Here is a 15704-nt window from a genome sequence, read left to right on the forward strand (position 1 = left end):
AGCTAATACTGAAAAAGCCGAACCTGAGAAAGAAAGTCCTAAGAAATCTACTTCTGAAAAAGCCGAACCTGAGAAAGCAATTCCTAAAAAAGCTAATACTGAAAAAGCCGAACCTGAGAAAGAAAGTCCTAAGAAATCTACTTCTGAAAAAGCCGAACCTGAGAAAGAAAGTCCTTCTCGATAGATTAGCCCTGGACGCACGAGTGTTCAGAAACCGGGTTTTTTACGAAAATACTTAGTTACAGTCGCAAAAACGCTAAAAAACCCGGTTTCTTGGGTCTTTGAGCGTAATTCCAGATAAATGTTAAAACACAAATTTGAAGAGTTATGACTGACAACAATTTAATCATTTCGCCTGAATGGTTGGTCGCCAATACCGAAAATCCGCAACTTGTAATTATTGACTGTCGGTTTGCCCTCGCTGATGCAGAATTAGGAGAAAAACAATACCAAGAAAGTCACATTCCCGGAGCTTTCTATTTAGATTTAAACCGGGATCTCGCGAGTGCCGTTGGCAAACACGGCGGCAGACATCCGCTGCCAAATATTGCAGAATTAGCTGAGAAATTGAGCGCGATCGGGATTAATTCATCAGAAACTTTAGTCGTGGCTTATGACGATTCGCGGCTGGGTTTTGCGGCTCGTTTGTGGTGGCTGCTGCGATATATGGGACACAGCAAAGTCGCTTTGTTAGACGGCGGTTTCAGTGGCTGGAAAGTGGCCGGATATCCGGTAACAAATACTTTGCCCGATCGCCCCAATGGTAAGTTTGTGGTGAAATTGCAGCCGGATATGGCGGTAGATATTGAGCAGGTAAAAGAGCGAAAAGACTTACCGGACAAGGTTTTGGTTGATTCGCGAGAAAGCGAGAGATACGAGGGCTTGCGGGAGCCGATCGACCCCATTGCAGGTCACATTCCGGGTGCTGTCAACTATCCTTGGCAAGGGGTGACGGATGAAAGTGGAAAAGTGCGATCGGCCTCCGAACAAAAACAGCGGTGGACGGAATTAGAAACAGCCACAGAAATTATTGTTTACTGCGGTTCCGGGGTGACAGCTTGCGTAAATTTACTGTCTTTAGAAATCGCCGGAATTCCCGATGCTAAACTCTATGTCGGTAGCTGGAGTGACTGGTGTTCCTATCAATTGTAGGGTGCGTAATGCGCGCGAAAGATAAGATTCGGCGGTTGAAACCGCTACTACACAAACGATGTCCGCCTCCGCGGACTGAAGAATGGTGTGCAATGCACACATTACGGGGAATCAAACTTGTATTCAACCCACGGAGGTGGGTTTGGTCTGTATAGACGCGGTTTCAACCGCCCCGTCTTCTAAAAATCAAAATAAATATAAGGCAAACCGCCCTCCGGCGCCAACACCCAAACCGCATACAAACAAAGCGGTACTAACACCAATTTCACAGGCCAATTTAACTCCAACTTCAAACCCCGACTCAACACATAATTTCCCAGCATCGCCGCAGCCACAGCCGCCAACATCCAAGCTAAATGCACTCTTTCCAAACCCAAAGCTTCCACATAAACTTTATTTGCAAACTGCACATCAGCAGTGTATCCCCACAAATGTGAAATTGCCCATCCCGAATCCTTTAAATCGGGAAGCCGGAAAAATATCCAACTACCAAAAACCATCGCCTGAGTTAACAGCCAACCGATCGCAATTCCGATCGGATTTTCCCACAAAAACTCGATCCGCAACCGCTTAAAAGTCACATCCGTCACCCGGTGCACCGCCAAAGCCAAACCGTGCAAACCCCCCCACACAATAAATCCCCAAGCCGCCCCGTGCCAAATTCCCGCAATTAACATCACCAGAGACAAATTGAGACAAGTGCGCCACAAACCGACGCGCGAACCCCCCAGCGGAAAATACAAATAATTGCGTAGCCAATCCCCCAAAGTCATGTGCCAGCGCCGCCAAAAATCCGCTATGCTGGTACTAAAATAAGGGAAATCAAAATTTGGTGGCAAATACCAACCCAGCAGCAAAGCAGTACCGCGCGCCATGTCAACATAGCCGCTAAAATCGAGATAAAGTTGCAGCCCGTAAGCAAAAATCGCCAGCCACAAATCCTCGCTTCCCGCCCGCTGCAAGTTGGTAAAGCTTAAATCGACATAAATTCCCAAGTTGTCAGCGAAAAGACCTTTTTTAACTGCACCAAAGGCGATCGTCCAAAGTGCTTCAGAAATGCGATCGGGCGTGGGAAATTTCTGGGATTTCAGTTGATAGATCAAGTTGTGATAGCGAGTAATCGGGCCAGAAATTAGCTTCGCAAAAAACAACTTGTAAGCAGCAAAGTGCAGCAGCGAAGTAGCAGCCGGCGCACCTCGGTACACGTCAATCAAATAAGCAATGCACTCAAAGCAAAAGAAACTCAATCCCAGGGGTGCCATGACGTGAGTTTTTACCCAGTTAGCACCGTCGAGAGCAACAGGCCAATTTAACAAAGTGCCGATCGAATTCAAGAAAAAAGGCACATACTTAAAACCCAGCAGCAGCAACACATTCAGCCCAATTCCGCTCCACAGCAGCCACAAACGGCGGCGGTTCCAAGATTCATTAGCAATTCGCCAATCCAGAGGTTCCCCGATCGCCATCGCCAAGTAATAGTTAAACAAAACACCGACTAACAGCAGAGGAATGTACCAAATTTGCAGCGAAGCATAAAAAATCAGACTACCCGCCAGCATGATAAACATTCGCCACCACCGCAGCGGAACCAACCAGTAAGCCACGAACAAAACTAACAGAAACAGGGCATATTGAAGGGAGATGAAAGTCATGCGATTTGAGATTTTGGATTTTAGATTCTAGATTTAAGAATTGGGAAGGGCTGATTCTGTGTGGGTTGGGATCTTATCTTTAGATAAGACGGCGGTTGAAACCGCGTCTACACAAACGATGTCCGCCTCCGCGGACTGAAGAGGATAACCTAATTTAACCGTCTGTTCTTCAACCCGCGGAGGCGGGTTTTGTTTGTATAGACGCGGTTTCAACCGCCCAGTCTTCTGAGAACTGCTACATTCTACAGCACAAACGTTAAATGCTGTTGCAAATTAAATAAACTTCGTTTTTGTAGACACAGTTTCAACCGATCGCAAATCTTCAGCACCGTTGGCGGCGCCGATCGCAGTACAATGAATTTCTGCCCGCAACTTTTTGGGCAAATACCGGAAAACAGTCTTCACCCTCCCCAATCAAAACTTTTGCAGCTTGATCCGGCGCAGGCGATCGAGAATTTCCGATCGCCTGGCGTGTTTGATTTCCCTTAGCTGCGGACATTTCCCACGATTTTTCTGGATCTCCAGCATAGGCGATCGGCAAATTCACAAAAAAAGTCGAACCCACCCCGAGCGAACTTTTAATTTCAATACTTCCCCCCAGAAATTCCGCCATTTTCTTGCACAAAGACAATCCCAATCCCGTGCCTTTCACGCCCTTCTGCAAGTGATTTTCCACTTGGACAAATTCTTCAAAAATCCGCGTTTGGTCGCCTGAAGGAATGCCAATCCCCGTATCTGCGACAGAAAAAGTAACTGTTTCCCCCTCTCCCATTTGGGCCGCAACTCTGACTTCTCCCGCTTCAGTAAATTTCAGCGCATTAGAAATCAGATTGCGTAAAATCTGAGCAACTTTTCCCTCGTCCGTGGTGAGAGTTGGAAGTTCCTCTGGAACTTCAAAAATGAGACTGACGGGAGATTTTTGTGGTAGCAGAGGGCGCATCATTCCCCGCAGCGCGCTGAACAAATCTTCCACTTCAAAATCAGCCACGCGCACAGTTACTTTTCCGGCTTCCACCTTGGCTAAATCTAACGAGTCGTTGACAAGTTCTGCGAGAGATTCGGCGGATTGGCGAATAAAATTTACTTGCTTGTCCTGTTCGGCTGAAAGTTCTCCGTCGAGGCGATTTAACAATATTTCAGAAAGACTTAAAATTGCCGTTAGCGGAGTGCGAAACTCGTGACTCATGTTGGAGAGAAAGCTGGTTTTGAGTTCGCCCTCTCGCTGGAGAGATTCGGCTTTTTCGTTCAATTCCGCGTAAAGTGCCACGACTCCGCGATTGGTATCTTCTAGTTCTTGATTTAATTGTACGAGTTCTTCTTGACGCTGGCGGAGTTCGTCTAAAGTACGCAGCAATTCTTGATTTTGCTGCTGAATTTCCGCATAGGGATCTTCGGGAATTTGGCGCGCTAGTTTGTTAACTAATTGATTTAGTTCGATCGCACTCAGCGCAGACATCTGTTTAGAAAACTGCTTAATTAATTGTACAGCCGTGCCGCGATCGGGCGCCGAATCAATTTGCACCTCGTCCATCAACCGTTTGGCGGCTGCTAAACCCATTCCCGCACCAGTTGGCGATCGAAAATTCGGGCTCAACACAGCCGATAAATCAGCAATTCCCGGCCCGCTGTCAGAAATCCGAGTCAAAAAAACTTGTGGCGATTCCCCTTCCACAATAAATTCTACTTTGCCGCCGCCTGCATATTTAAAAGCATTGCGGGCAATTTCGGAAACTGCTGTGGCGATGCGCGTTTGTGCTTGGGAATCGAATCCCAGCAATGCGCCAATTTGGCGAGCTCTTTGGCGGACTTGTACGATGTCTTGTTCAAAACGGACTTCCGCTGTCAGGATTTGGTAAATCACGCTGCTTCTCTTACCTTGGCTACTACAACTGTCATGTCATCGCGGGTACGTTTGAAGTCCCGGTAGAGCACGGCTGCGATTAAAGCCGGATGTCTGGTGGCCAAACCCGGGTAACGGTTTAAATCCCACTGTGCAGCCAAACCGTCAGAGTGCATGATTAGCAGGGATTGCTGCGACCAAGGATAGACAAATTCTGCTACTTTTTGCATCCGATGTCCAACTGTGCCGTTGTAGGAAACCATGCTGCGGGTTTGGCTATCTGTGACGACTACACCAGTAATATTGCCAATTCCGGCAAAACAAATTGTTTGTTTGGTACGATCGATTCGCGCGATCGCAGCAGCAGCTCCTCTGGTATCTTTTAAAGCAGCGTGCGCCTTCTCTAAAATAGTTTTCGGCCCCAGTTTCGCGTTTTCCCGAAATACCTCCACAGCTTCCCGCGACGCTTCCTGGGCCAAAACCCCGTACCCAAGCCCGTCAGCAACTAAAATCAGATTTTTGTCTAGGTCATTTTCCGTCGCCCAGGAATCGCCACAAATTTGCTCTCCAGCTTTCGGCAAGTGAACCACCCCAAATTCCAAGTAATTGGAGTCTGGGGAGGCTTCCCGGCTATTCTGAGTCGGCGACAGGCGCATTAATAAAGCCGTCCCCAGTTTCGGTACAGAATGAATATCAAAAAAATTAGAGAGGCGTTTAATCGCACCGAGTCCCGTTCCCGGAGTTCCCGCAGTCGAAAAACCGTCCCGCAGACACTGGCCGACATTTGCCATTCCCGGCCCTCTGTCTAGCGCTACTATTTCAATGCTGTATCCTGCCGCTGTTTTTAAGATTTGCAGCAAAATTTCTCCTTCGCGGGCGTGTTTGACCAGGTTTTTTGCTGCTTCGGTGATCGCAATTGCCACTTTACCGCGATCGGTCTCATTAAATCCAACTTCCGCCGCGAGGGCGACTGCGATGCGCCGCGCTTCTCCGACTTGACTTTCTTCTGTTACGGGCAGGGCTATGGCATTTATCATTATTTTAATTGGTATAATTTTAAGCTGGCAAGCATTTAAAAAGTCATTAGTCCTTAGTCATTAGTCAATAGTGACCTCTTGCAAAAATATCTAGGACGGGCAAGATGCCCATCCCACAAAAATCTTTTTTTCTTGTGGGATGGGCATCTTGCCCGTCCCAAAATTTGATTAAAAAAACTTTTGCAAGAGGTCTACTGACCTCAGAAACCCGGTTTCTTTCTAGATTTATCGTCACTAAACCAAAAACTCGTAGAAACCCGGTTTCTCGCCAATCTCCCCATCTCCCCCTCTCCCCATCTCACCGCCAGCGGACGATCGCAATTTTAGTCCCCTTACCCACTTGGGAAACAATCTCAAATTCGTGCATCAACCGCTTAGAACCGCTGAGCCCCAAACCCAAACCATGATTAGAAGTATAACCGTCAGTCATTGCCAATTCGATATCTGGAATTCCCGGGCCCTTGTCTTCAAATATCAGCCGCAGCCCTTTGCGACTACCTGATTGGAGGGTTTCGAGAGTTACAGTTCCCCCTTTACCGTAGTCTAGAGTATTGCGGGCGAGTTCGCTGGCTGCGGTAACGATTTTCGTTTGGTCTACTAAGCCGAATCCCATTGCTACAGCCCAGATTCGCACTTGCTGTCGGACGTGGACTATATCGGAGGACGATCGAATTTCTAATGTCTCACGTTTTGACATGGCAGGTACTCTAGTAAAATAGAACTTCTCCACAAAACATAGGACTTACGCTAATCAACCAAGTTTCCCATCGTCAGAAATCTTAATTTTGTCAACAAGGTATCTAGAAAGAAACCAGGTTTCTTTACTCCCTGTGCCTAAGTCATGGGACAGTTAATCGACTGCTTATGCTTCCGCATCAGCAGACAAACCCAAGGATTTTCGCAACAAATTCATGCCCTTTTCAACGCTTAAAGCTGTGCGAACTCCTGTCAGGGAAAGCCCCAATTCGACCAGCGTAATCGCCACCGCTGGCTGCATCCCGACCACAACTGTTTCCGCATCCAGAATGCGCGACATGGTAGCAATATTGTTGAGAATGCGGCCGATAAACGAATCTACGATTTCCAGAGAAGAGATTTCGATTAAAACACCTTTGACGCCTGTTTTCACAATGCGGTTGGTCAGGTCGTCTTGCAGGGTCATTGCCAAGCGGTCGTGCATATCTACTTGAATAGTTACTAGGAGAAATTCTCCCATTTGCAGGATAGGTATCCGTTCCATAAATTCACCTATTTGTGAGTTTAAAATTCCAGTTCTATGCCCCATGCCCCATGCCCCATGCCCCATGCCCCATGCGAAACTCATGTTACATAATAAGTGGTATAGTTTTTATCTTTCCTCTTTAATATTTTTTATAGTTAAACCTTGGCGTTGCAAAGCAACTTTAAAAGCATCTGCCAAAGTCGCCTTTGTCAGAATATCCTGCAAGTCAACTCCCAAATGAACAATGGTTTGAGCGATTTGCGGGCGAATGCCACTGATGATACACTCAGTACCCATTAAACGCGCGGCGGCGACAGTTTTTAATAAATGTTGAGCAACTAAAGTGTCAACAGTCGGCACGCCTGTAATGTCTAAAATCGCAAATTCTGAGCCGGTTTCCATGATTTCCTGCAACAGAGTTTCCATGACTATTTGAGTGCGGGCACTGTCGAGAGTCCCGATCATGGGTAAAGCGAGAATCCCTTGCCAAAGTTTGACTACTGGTGTTGACAATTCGAGCATTTCTTGCTGCTGGCGTTCGATGACTTCTTCGCGAGCTTTGAGAAAGATTTCTGTCACCCAAAGACCGAGCTGGTCTAATAAGCTGGTGGACAGCCAAAGTTGTTCCACAAGTGCGTCGCGGTTTTGTGTCAGTTCGCGACAAAGCCGATCGAACAATGGCTTTTTGAAGCATAAAATAAAACTCGCGATCTCTGAGGGAGTGAAGCCCCTCTGAACGCGCGATCGCGAAACTTCTGCTAGTAGCAGCCGCATATTCTCCCATTCGGGCGTCTGGATGTCGCTATAGTTACCGTGCTGCACTGCTATTTGCAGCAATTGCAGGAACTCTTGACACTCCGATCGCAATTCTTTGGCTCTCATCAAGTCATCCCGCCGCAGCCCGGTATTTTGCAGTTCTTTGAGCCAGTCTGCTAGTAGCTCAGCTTTGTTTTTTTCGAGGATTTCCGCGATCGTGTTATTGCTGGTGAGTTCCATTAAAATTATCTCCTGCTTAGCAATTTGGATAAAATTGTACGAGCGATCGCACTCTTCGTATTTTTTGATGGAGTAACTTCTGAGTTTAACCCAGTGTTTCCTGTTTGCGATCGGGGGTTAACCGCCTAACTGCAAAATACGTTTGACGATCGCACTGGTAGAACTCGGAACTTCTATTTCGATCAAGGAAATCTTGCCACCTCCGGCGACAACAGCCGGTGCTTCCGGCAGAGTTTCGACTTGATAGTCGCCTCCTTTAACGTATATATCAGGCTTCAGGATATTTATCAGTTTAGTTGCTGTAATCTCGGAAAAAATTACTACGGCGTCTACTGGTTTGAGGGCGGCTAACACTTCGGCTCGCTGAGTTTCTGGTACGATCGGGCGGGGCGGTAATCCCGCCTGCTGCGGCTTGATAGCTTGCACGCTGGCGTCGCTATTCAAGCCCACCACGAGCGATCGCCCCAAAGCTTTTGCAGCCTGCAAATAGCGGACGTGTCCCGCGTGCAGGATATCGAAGCACCCGTTAGTAAACACGAGCGGACGCCAGTTGTCCGGATCGGATGCGATCGCCCCTTCAAGTTCTCTCAACGTGTAAACACCAGAAATCATTGCAGTCACCACCAGCAAGTTTGAACAGCGATGAATCATCCTAGCAAGGAATGCGCGACAACAGTACCTTCCCATTAAAAAATCTACAATCTAAGTTTACATGAACGAATAATCAACTACCTCTCATAAAGTTAGGCAACGAAGTTTCTCACAAATTTAACGATTTAACAAATGAATTTTGAAAAAAAAATGCCGACATCAAACAAGAATAATCGCTTCCCAAAATTCCTGAAACAACCTTATTAATTCTAAATACTTTGTTGACAAGCTGCTTTGTTTGCTCGCGCGATCGAAGACTCGTTATTGGCAGCGGCAAGAGCGGGGATATTGTCACGAAATAAAATAAAAGAAGAGAAGATAAAGAATTTATAATTGAGGCAAGGATTGCTATAGCAGTTGACAGTTGACCGCTCGACAGTTGACAGTTACATAGTACAAGCATCAAACCGTTTATGCTAAATGGTCATAGGATCTATTCATGACATTATTTATGTCCTAGCCTATGTGGCGGTTGCTCTAGATCGGTTTATCTGTGACTTGGGTCTCGTGAATAAAGGTAATTGGTAGTTGAAGCTTAAAAAGCTTGCGTAACACTTATTTTTTTCAGCTTTCTGTGATATCAATTACTATAAGGCAGGGGATTTTGTGCCACTGCCACTGGCAGCGAGAGATGTAGGGGGTGAAACCCACCTAAACGTTACCCTCCTGTGTCAATTATTTCTGACACCCCCAGGCAAGCAAAAGCCAGTTAAAAGCTGCGGCAAGAGCGTGCACAACTACTCTGTGGGCTGCCTCCAGCCCTCACTTCTTGCAGCCGCGGGCCGCCTCCTGTACCAAACTCTGCATAGAGCGTGCAGCAACTCGGCCCAACTGGTGTCGCGTCGCAGCCGCAGCTCGTGCAAACCCCCGATCAAGTCGAGGCAAGTACCCGATCGAGCTATTTTGGTGGAAAATAACCTCAAGTACCCAACCTGCGCCAGCCTGTTTTTGGAGCTTCCAAACTCACAAAATTGGGGACGGTTTGATTCGTCTGCGGAGTTTTCCGTCTTAAGGGCCGTTTTCACCTTCAGGATTCCTGTTTCCACAGATTGGGGACTGAACCTCAAAGGCTACTGTTGCCGGGGCCGCCGCTGGGCAACGCTTTCGCCACCGTGCAGCGGCAGAGCAATTGAGCGCTCCCACCAGTGAAGTCATTAAACAAAATTTCGTTGAATCTAAAGGTGTAAAATTATCTCACAGGAATTATGAAAGCAACTAACAGCCGTCAATTTTCTTCAGTCGCTGCTCGCACTCTCAAAGTAGTCGGGATTATCTTGATTCTCTCTGCTTTGCTTGACTGCATTGTTCTGTCGCTCCCGGGAGAAGCCTCCGACATTGCTAATCGAGCCTGGCAGCTTGCCGCAGCAACTCAGATAGTTGACCGGGGTATTATTCCTTTGATGGGTATCGCCCTGCTGATGACAGGCTTTTGGGTGGACAGCAGCAGTGGAGTCTCTATTGACAGACGCAATTTTTGGGTTGACTTGCGATTCTGGGCGCTGTTGATTTCCAGCTTGTTAGGGCTAATTTACCTATTGCTGGTTCCCGTTCACCTCAACAATACTCGTTTGGAACTCAAGGATACTCTGGCTCAAGTCGATAAGGAAGCGGGACAAGCGGAAGGTCAACTTGAGGCACAAATTAAAAGCGAGCAGTTTAAAGCTCAGGTAGAACAGCTCAAAACCCAGCGCCGCAGCCAGATAGGCGCGCTGCTGCAAGACGACGCCAAGCTGCAACAAGCCCTCAAGAGTCCAGAAGTTCCCAAGGAATTGAAAGCTGTGCTTCAGGAGTCAAAAAATGACCCCAAAGCCCTCGACAAGTTCCTGGAACAGCAAGCCCAAGAACTGCCTGCTCAAGCTCGCAACGAGATTCGCACCCGCAAGCAACAAAAAGAGAAAGAGTTGAGAACTCGATCGCGAAATTCGAGTTTGCAGACGGGCATCAGCAGTTTGTTGTTGGCTATAGGCTACATTACTGTTGGTTGGACTGGACTCCGAAGTATGGGAATTCTGCGGTTCGGCCACCGCAAAAATTGACCGACGCGATCGCTCTAAGCGTGCAAGTCGAGACATCCTGAGAAATAAATACTTGATTTGCCTGATAGTTTGCCCTTACTGAAAGCTGGGAATGTTCTCAATTTATATTCTGACTTACAACGAAGAGATTGATATCGCCGCTTGCATAGAATCGGCACTGCTTTGTGACGATATCATTGTAGTTGATTCTTTCAGCAGCGATCGCACCCTTGAGATTGTTCAGAACTATCCCGTGCAAACAGTGCAGCACCCCTTTGAAACTCACGGACGCCAGCGGACTTGGATGCTCCGAGAAGTAGAATGCAAGTACGAATGGGTTTACATCCTCGAAGCTGACGAGCGGATGACGCCTGCACTGTTTGCTGAATGCTTAAAGGCGATCGCAAGTCAAGAATATATCGGCTATTACGTAGCTGAAAAAGTAATATTTATGGATCGCTGGATTCGCCGCAGCACTCAATATCCGCGCTATCAAATGCGCCTGTTTCGCAAAGACCAAGTGTGGTTTTCTGACTACGGTCACACTGAACGGGAAGTCTGCAACGGCCCGACTCACTTTTTGAAAGAAACCTACCCTCACTATACTTGCAGCAAAGGTCTTTCCCGCTGGATTGAAAAGCACAACCGCTACTCGACTGACGAGGCGGCTGAAACTCTCCGCCAATTAGCAGCCGGTCAAGTAAATTGGTGGGATTTATTCTTTGGCGCGTCGGAGGTGGAAAGGCGCCGCGCTTTGAAAGATTTTTCTTTGCGCTTGCCTTTGCGGCCCGTGGTGCGCTTTTTCTATATGTATATTTTACTCGGCGGATTTCTTGACGGTCAAGCTGGCTTGGCTTGGTGCACGCTGCAAGCTTTTTATGAATATCTAATTTTGCTGAAAGTTTGGGAAATGAAGCATATGCCGCTGCCAAATTTAGACGCAGTAGAGGAACAGTCTATTTCGGAAGTAGTAACAGTTGAGCCGTCTAAAGTTCCTTATAATCTTGGCGCTTCTGATACTCGTAGTTGAAAATTGGGAGTTGGGAATTGGGAATTGGAAAAAAGGTAATTGGGCATTCAAATCGTAATATTATACCAATTTGAATAAATATTGCAGAATCAGAAATTAGAGGTTTTCACCTGTAGGGAAACGGCACTGCCGTGTCCGGCGGCAAGTTATGCTTCGGACAGATAATTTCTATAGGGTTAATAACTGTAGCAACATTTTTTCACGCATGGTATTATAGCAGTTGACAGTTGACAGTTGACCGCTCGACAGTTGCATAACCCGAATCAAACCATTGATTCCGTACGGGTATCGGCTCTATTCATTCCGGTTATTTATGTCCTCACCGATGTGGCGGTTGCTATATATCAAATTCGTTAGCATCGGAATGATAAATTTATCTCCTCTTTCTCTGCTTCTTCTGTGGTTGAATAATTCTGATGTCACCGGATTTGATATTACGTCCGGTCAATTAGCGTAATAAAAACGGTTTGATCGTGGGAGTTATCGGAGGACATGATATAAGTTGAGTTTGTAGCGCCGAGGATCATCCTACAAATACAGGTTCTGCGTCCAAAAATGAGAAAAAAACCCGGTTTCTTGGAGAAACCGGGTTTCTGAATACCCTCAAAATTTTACATTGAATCAAGTTTTGATTGTTAACTCAAAACTCTCAAAACTCAAAACTATTGATATTTTGCTGCTGTTTTTTCCCGATCGATCTTTAAGATCAACACACCCAAAGGCGGCAAACACAAGTCGATCGAATAAGGACTGTTGTGGAACCACCACTCCTCAGTCCACTTGCCTCCCAAATTCCCCATATTGCTACCACCGTACTCCCGCGCGTCGCTGTTAAACAACTCCGTATAGAAACCCGGTTCCGGCACTCCTACGCGATAGTGAGAGTGTGGTTGTGGCGTAAAATTGCACACCGTCACCACAAACTGATCCCCATCCTTCTCGCGACGCACAAAAGCTACCACGCTGTGCCGGTTGTCGCTGCAATCAATCCACTCAAACCCATCCTCAGCAAAATCTTGACTGTAAAGTGCCGTTTCGCTGCGGTACAAATGGTTCAAATCCTTAAAAAATAGCTTCAACTTTTGGTGAGGATCAAATTGCAGCAAATCCCACTGCAAATCCCCCCAAACGTTCCACTCATGCCACTGGCCGAACTCCATCCCCATAAACATCGTTTTCTTGCCGGGATGAGCAAACATAAATGTAAACAAACACCGCACGTTTGCAAACTTTTGCCATTCGTCCCCTGGCATTTTGCCGATGATGTGAGCCTTGCCGTGGACTACCTCATCGTGAGACAAAGCCAGCATGAAATTTTCGCTGTGGTTGTACCACATACTGAAAGTGATGTTGTTCTGGTGGAACTGGCGGAACCACGGGTCCATGTGGAAATAGTCGAGCATATCGTGCATCCAACCCATGTTCCACTTGAGGTTGAAGCCCAAACCTCCTACATAAGTCGGCCAAGATACCATCGGCCAAGAGGTAGATTCTTCGGCGATCGACAGTGCTCCTGGGAAATAGCTAAAAATGACGTGATTTGCCTGACGCAGAAAATCTGCCGCCTCAATATTTTCGCGGCCGCCGTACTGATTGGTCAGCCATTCTCCGGGTTCGCGGCAGTAATCCAAATACAGCATCGAGGCTACCGCATCTACGCGAATCCCGTCGATGTGATACTTGTCAAACCAGAACAGAGCGTTTGATACTAGGAAATTCCGCACTTCGTTGCGGCCGTAGTTAAATACTAGGGTTCCCCACTCTTTGTGCTCGCCCTTGCGGGGGTCGGCGTGTTCGTACAAGTGAGTTCCGTCAAAGAAAGCCAAGCCGTGTCCGTCTTTGGGGAAATGGCCGGGCACCCAGTCCACCAGTACGCCAATGCCGCTGGCATGGCACTGGTCAACAAAATACATGAAATCTTCCGGTGTGCCGTAGCGGGAAGTTGGGGCGAAATAGCCGGTGACTTGATAGCCCCAGGAACCGTCGAAGGGATGTTCGGCGATCGGCAGTATTTCGATGTGGGTGAATCCCAAATCTTTGACGTAGGGAATCAGCCTCGCGGCCAATTCGCGGTAAGTCAGAAACCGCGCCCCTGGCTTCAGTTCCGAAACCGGCACTGCTGGTTCTATTTCGCCATTTGCTAGCATTGCGGGTTCGCCGCTGCCCGCGTGCAGCCAAGAACCGATGTGGCATTCGTAAACCGAAACCGGCTGCGTCAGTTGGTCTGTGTGCCGCCGCTGTTCGATCCAAGCGCTGTCTTGCCAAGTGTAGGTATCTAAGTCGGTGACAATTGAGGCTGTTTTCGGCCGCACTTCTTGCTGGAAACCGTAAGGGTCGGACTTTTCGTAGGGATGTCCGTCTTGGTTTTTCACTTCGTATTTGTAGTGAGTTCCGTAGGATAGTCCCGGAATAAATATTTCCCAGATCCCGTTTTGAGATTTCCGCATTTGATGTTTGCGGCCGTCCCAATAGTTGAAATCGCCTAAAACTGAGACGTTGCGGGCATTCGGAGCCCAAACAGCAAAATATACTCCTGTGATGCCGTCTACTTCGGTGAAGTGCGCGCCCAGTTTTTCGTAAATCCGGTGATGGTTGCCTTCGGAGAATAGGTGTTGGTCAAATTCTGTGAGTTTGGGCGATCGAAAGGCGTAGGGATCGTAGATAAAGCGTTCGTGTTCCCCTTCTTTGACCCGCAGTTGATAGTTTGCTAGTTCTGGGGTGTCGATCGTACATTCAAAAAAGTGAGGGTGATGCTCCGATTTCATCGGGTATTCGGCCCTCGCCTCGGGCAAAACTACCGATACCGCATCCGCATTGGGCAGATAAGCTCGGACGGCCCAGACTTTTTTGCCATTTTCTTCGATCGCGTGGGGGCCTAGCACTTCAAATGGATCGTGGTGCTGATTCCAAACAATCCGGTCAATCTGTTCAAAGGGGACGGTCGCGGGCATAAAACTACCTACCTGAATCTTTTGACTAAATGGCTTTCAAAACCGTTGGCGGCGCTGCACTTTACATTTGGATACATTTTTGATTGCTAATCCTACCACGCCAGCAAGCCAAGAGCGCGCGCTCTTGCCTTGCTGGCGACCAAGCTGTGATTTTACTGCTCAGGGCTAACATCTAAGTATAGAAATATTAAAACAAATTGAAAAATATAAATTTTTCTGAAAATATCCTTGACTTTTTTTAACCTATGTGATACATATTTTTTTTCAAACTCTGGTGGATTTGCTAACCCAGGGGCGTCAAGGAGGGTGAGTTTTGCCAAGAACTCAATGATGATTAATCGCTGGAATTTTCAGCCAGGGGCGATCGTCCGACGGGTGCGGTTTCAAATCCCGGAGGCAGGGTTTCCCCGCAAAGTGCGTGAATTTCGGCAATGCGCTCAAACAGCCAAGGATAGTCAATGCGGTATTGAGGAATCAAAGCTAAAGGACTCAGCAGCGCGGCAGCAGTAATATCTGCCACGCTCAAGGAGTCGCCTACCAAATAGGAACCATCCTGCCAGCGACGGTGCAACAGGCCTAAAGCTGCACTCAGGCGCAACTCGGCGAGTTTTGCTGAAGCGTGGTTAATGCCGAACTGACGACGCGCCAATTGAATCACTAACTGGCTCAACACAGACGGGTCGATTTGCTTGCCCGCACCTGCGCGAAACTCGTAGTAAACAAATCGAGTGGCAATGCCGATGCTTTCATCGAGCCAGTCTTCGATCATCCAAGCCTCTGCTTGCAAACTCTCGTCTGCGGGCAACAGTGGCGGCGAAGGAAAGCGAGACTCGATCGAGTGCAAAATTTGCGTCGAGTCTGCGATCGCCGCAGGTTGACCGTCGAGTTGAGGTAGCAGCACCGGCACTGTCCTCAAACCCCCCGTTAGAGGCTTGAGTTTCAAAATGTGCAGGCCCGGAGTCAAATTTTCCACTTGAAAGGGGATGCCCTTGTAACCGAGCGCTAAGCGGACTTTGCGACAGTAAGGGGAGGTACTGAACTGTAGTAAAAGCATCTGACAACAAATAACACCCAACTTGAGGCCTAGACCGGTGAGATGAAAAAATGCGAAGAGCGAACCATTTTTCACCCACAGGCTAGGCTCGTTGGGGTTGTACT

The 15704-nt window shown here is 47.7% G+C and carries 12 protein-coding genes and 1 pseudogene; 4 read left to right on the forward strand and 9 right to left on the reverse strand.

The annotated features are described in order from the left end of the window. A pseudogene (locus QUB68_RS14415) lies at positions 1–184 on the forward strand (hypothetical protein); the annotation flags it as partial. A gap of 143 nt (positions 185–327) precedes the next feature. After that, complete coding sequence (locus QUB68_RS14420; RefSeq protein ID WP_332993482.1) at positions 328–1152, forward strand: sulfurtransferase; 825 nt, start codon at positions 328–330, stop codon at positions 1150–1152. Between the two features lie 179 nt (positions 1153–1331). Here QUB68_RS14420 and QUB68_RS14425 read toward each other — a convergent pair whose 3' ends face one another. The 7 genes from QUB68_RS14425 to rfaE2 all read right to left on the reverse strand — a co-directional run bounded on the left by QUB68_RS14425 (position 1332) and on the right by rfaE2 (position 8511). Continuing rightward, a complete protein-coding gene (locus QUB68_RS14425; protein WP_332993485.1) occupies positions 1332–2804 on the reverse strand; it encodes an MBOAT family O-acyltransferase in 1473 nt (490 codons plus the stop codon). Between the two features lie 322 nt (positions 2805–3126). Continuing rightward, positions 3127–4665, reverse strand: coding sequence for an ATP-binding protein (locus QUB68_RS14430; protein WP_332993486.1), 1539 nt, complete (start codon positions 4663–4665; stop codon positions 3127–3129). After that, on the reverse strand, positions 4662–5681 hold the full coding sequence (locus QUB68_RS14435; RefSeq protein ID WP_332993488.1) for an ATP-binding SpoIIE family protein phosphatase: 1020 nt from the start codon (positions 5679–5681) through the stop codon (positions 4662–4664). The genes QUB68_RS14430 and QUB68_RS14435 overlap by 4 nt, the downstream gene beginning before the upstream one ends. Before the next feature lie 298 nt (positions 5682–5979). After that, positions 5980–6378 carry an anti-sigma regulatory factor gene (locus QUB68_RS14440; RefSeq protein ID WP_332993491.1) on the reverse strand — a complete coding sequence of 133 codons (399 nt, stop codon included), beginning with the start codon at positions 6376–6378 and terminating at the stop codon, positions 5980–5982. 165 nt (positions 6379–6543) lie between these two features. After that, positions 6544–6921 (reverse strand): STAS domain-containing protein, encoded by a 378-nt coding sequence (locus QUB68_RS14445; RefSeq protein WP_332993493.1) that lies wholly within the window; start codon positions 6919–6921, stop codon positions 6544–6546. Positions 6922–7029: 108 nt separating this feature from the next. Continuing rightward, complete coding sequence (locus QUB68_RS14450; RefSeq protein WP_332993495.1) at positions 7030–7899, reverse strand: STAS domain-containing protein; 870 nt, start codon at positions 7897–7899, stop codon at positions 7030–7032. Between the two features lie 117 nt (positions 7900–8016). Beyond that, on the reverse strand, positions 8017–8511 hold the full coding sequence (gene rfaE2, locus QUB68_RS14455; RefSeq protein WP_332994132.1) for a D-glycero-beta-D-manno-heptose 1-phosphate adenylyltransferase: 495 nt from the start codon (positions 8509–8511) through the stop codon (positions 8017–8019). Between the two features lie 1244 nt (positions 8512–9755). Between rfaE2 and hpsJ-B the strand changes: the two genes are divergently transcribed. Beyond that, positions 9756–10586, forward strand: coding sequence for a hormogonium polysaccharide biosynthesis protein HpsJ (hpsJ-B, locus tag QUB68_RS14460; protein WP_332993498.1), 831 nt, complete (start codon positions 9756–9758; stop codon positions 10584–10586). Positions 10587–10677: 91 nt separating this feature from the next. Next, complete coding sequence (locus QUB68_RS14465) at positions 10678–11595, forward strand: glycosyltransferase family 2 protein (RefSeq protein ID WP_332993500.1); 918 nt, start codon at positions 10678–10680, stop codon at positions 11593–11595. Positions 11596–12257: 662 nt separating this feature from the next. Here QUB68_RS14465 and glgB read toward each other — a convergent pair. Both glgB and QUB68_RS14475 read right to left on the reverse strand, forming a co-directional pair. After that, a complete protein-coding gene (gene glgB, locus QUB68_RS14470; protein ID WP_332993503.1) occupies positions 12258–14546 on the reverse strand; it encodes a 1,4-alpha-glucan branching enzyme in 2289 nt (762 codons plus the stop codon). A 334-nt stretch (positions 14547–14880) separates the two neighbouring features. Further along, positions 14881–15600, reverse strand: coding sequence for a glutathione S-transferase family protein (locus tag QUB68_RS14475; RefSeq protein WP_332993506.1), 720 nt, complete (start codon positions 15598–15600; stop codon positions 14881–14883). Between the last annotated feature and the right edge of the window lie 104 nt (positions 15601–15704).

The sequence above is a fragment of the Microcoleus sp. A006_D1 genome, from assembly GCF_036702805.1.
Lineage (GTDB): Bacteria > Cyanobacteriota > Cyanobacteriia > Cyanobacteriales > Microcoleaceae > Microcoleus.

Excerpts from the sequence above, each read along its gene's own strand:
- QUB68_RS14420 (WP_332993482.1), top strand. The coding sequence starts at position 328 with ATGACTGACAACAATTTAATCATTTCGCCTGAATGGTTGGTCGCCAAT.
- QUB68_RS14425 (WP_332993485.1), bottom strand. The coding sequence starts at position 2,804 with ATGACTTTCATCTCCCTTCAATATGCCCTGTTTCTGTTAGTTTTGTTC.
- QUB68_RS14435 (WP_332993488.1), bottom strand. The coding sequence starts at position 5,681 with ATGATAAATGCCATAGCCCTGCCCGTAACAGAAGAAAGTCAAGTCGGA.
- QUB68_RS14440 (WP_332993491.1), bottom strand. The coding sequence starts at position 6,378 with ATGTCAAAACGTGAGACATTAGAAATTCGATCGTCCTCCGATATAGTC.
- QUB68_RS14445 (WP_332993493.1), bottom strand. The coding sequence starts at position 6,921 with ATGGAACGGATACCTATCCTGCAAATGGGAGAATTTCTCCTAGTAACT.
- QUB68_RS14450 (WP_332993495.1), bottom strand. The coding sequence starts at position 7,899 with ATGGAACTCACCAGCAATAACACGATCGCGGAAATCCTCGAAAAAAAC.
- rfaE2 (WP_332994132.1), bottom strand. The coding sequence starts at position 8,511 with ATGATTTCTGGTGTTTACACGTTGAGAGAACTTGAAGGGGCGATCGCA.
- hpsJ-B (WP_332993498.1), top strand. The coding sequence starts at position 9,756 with ATGAAAGCAACTAACAGCCGTCAATTTTCTTCAGTCGCTGCTCGCACT.
- QUB68_RS14465 (WP_332993500.1), top strand. The coding sequence starts at position 10,678 with ATGTTCTCAATTTATATTCTGACTTACAACGAAGAGATTGATATCGCC.
- glgB (WP_332993503.1), bottom strand. The coding sequence starts at position 14,546 with ATGCCCGCGACCGTCCCCTTTGAACAGATTGACCGGATTGTTTGGAAT.
- QUB68_RS14475 (WP_332993506.1), bottom strand. The coding sequence starts at position 15,600 with ATGCTTTTACTACAGTTCAGTACCTCCCCTTACTGTCGCAAAGTCCGC.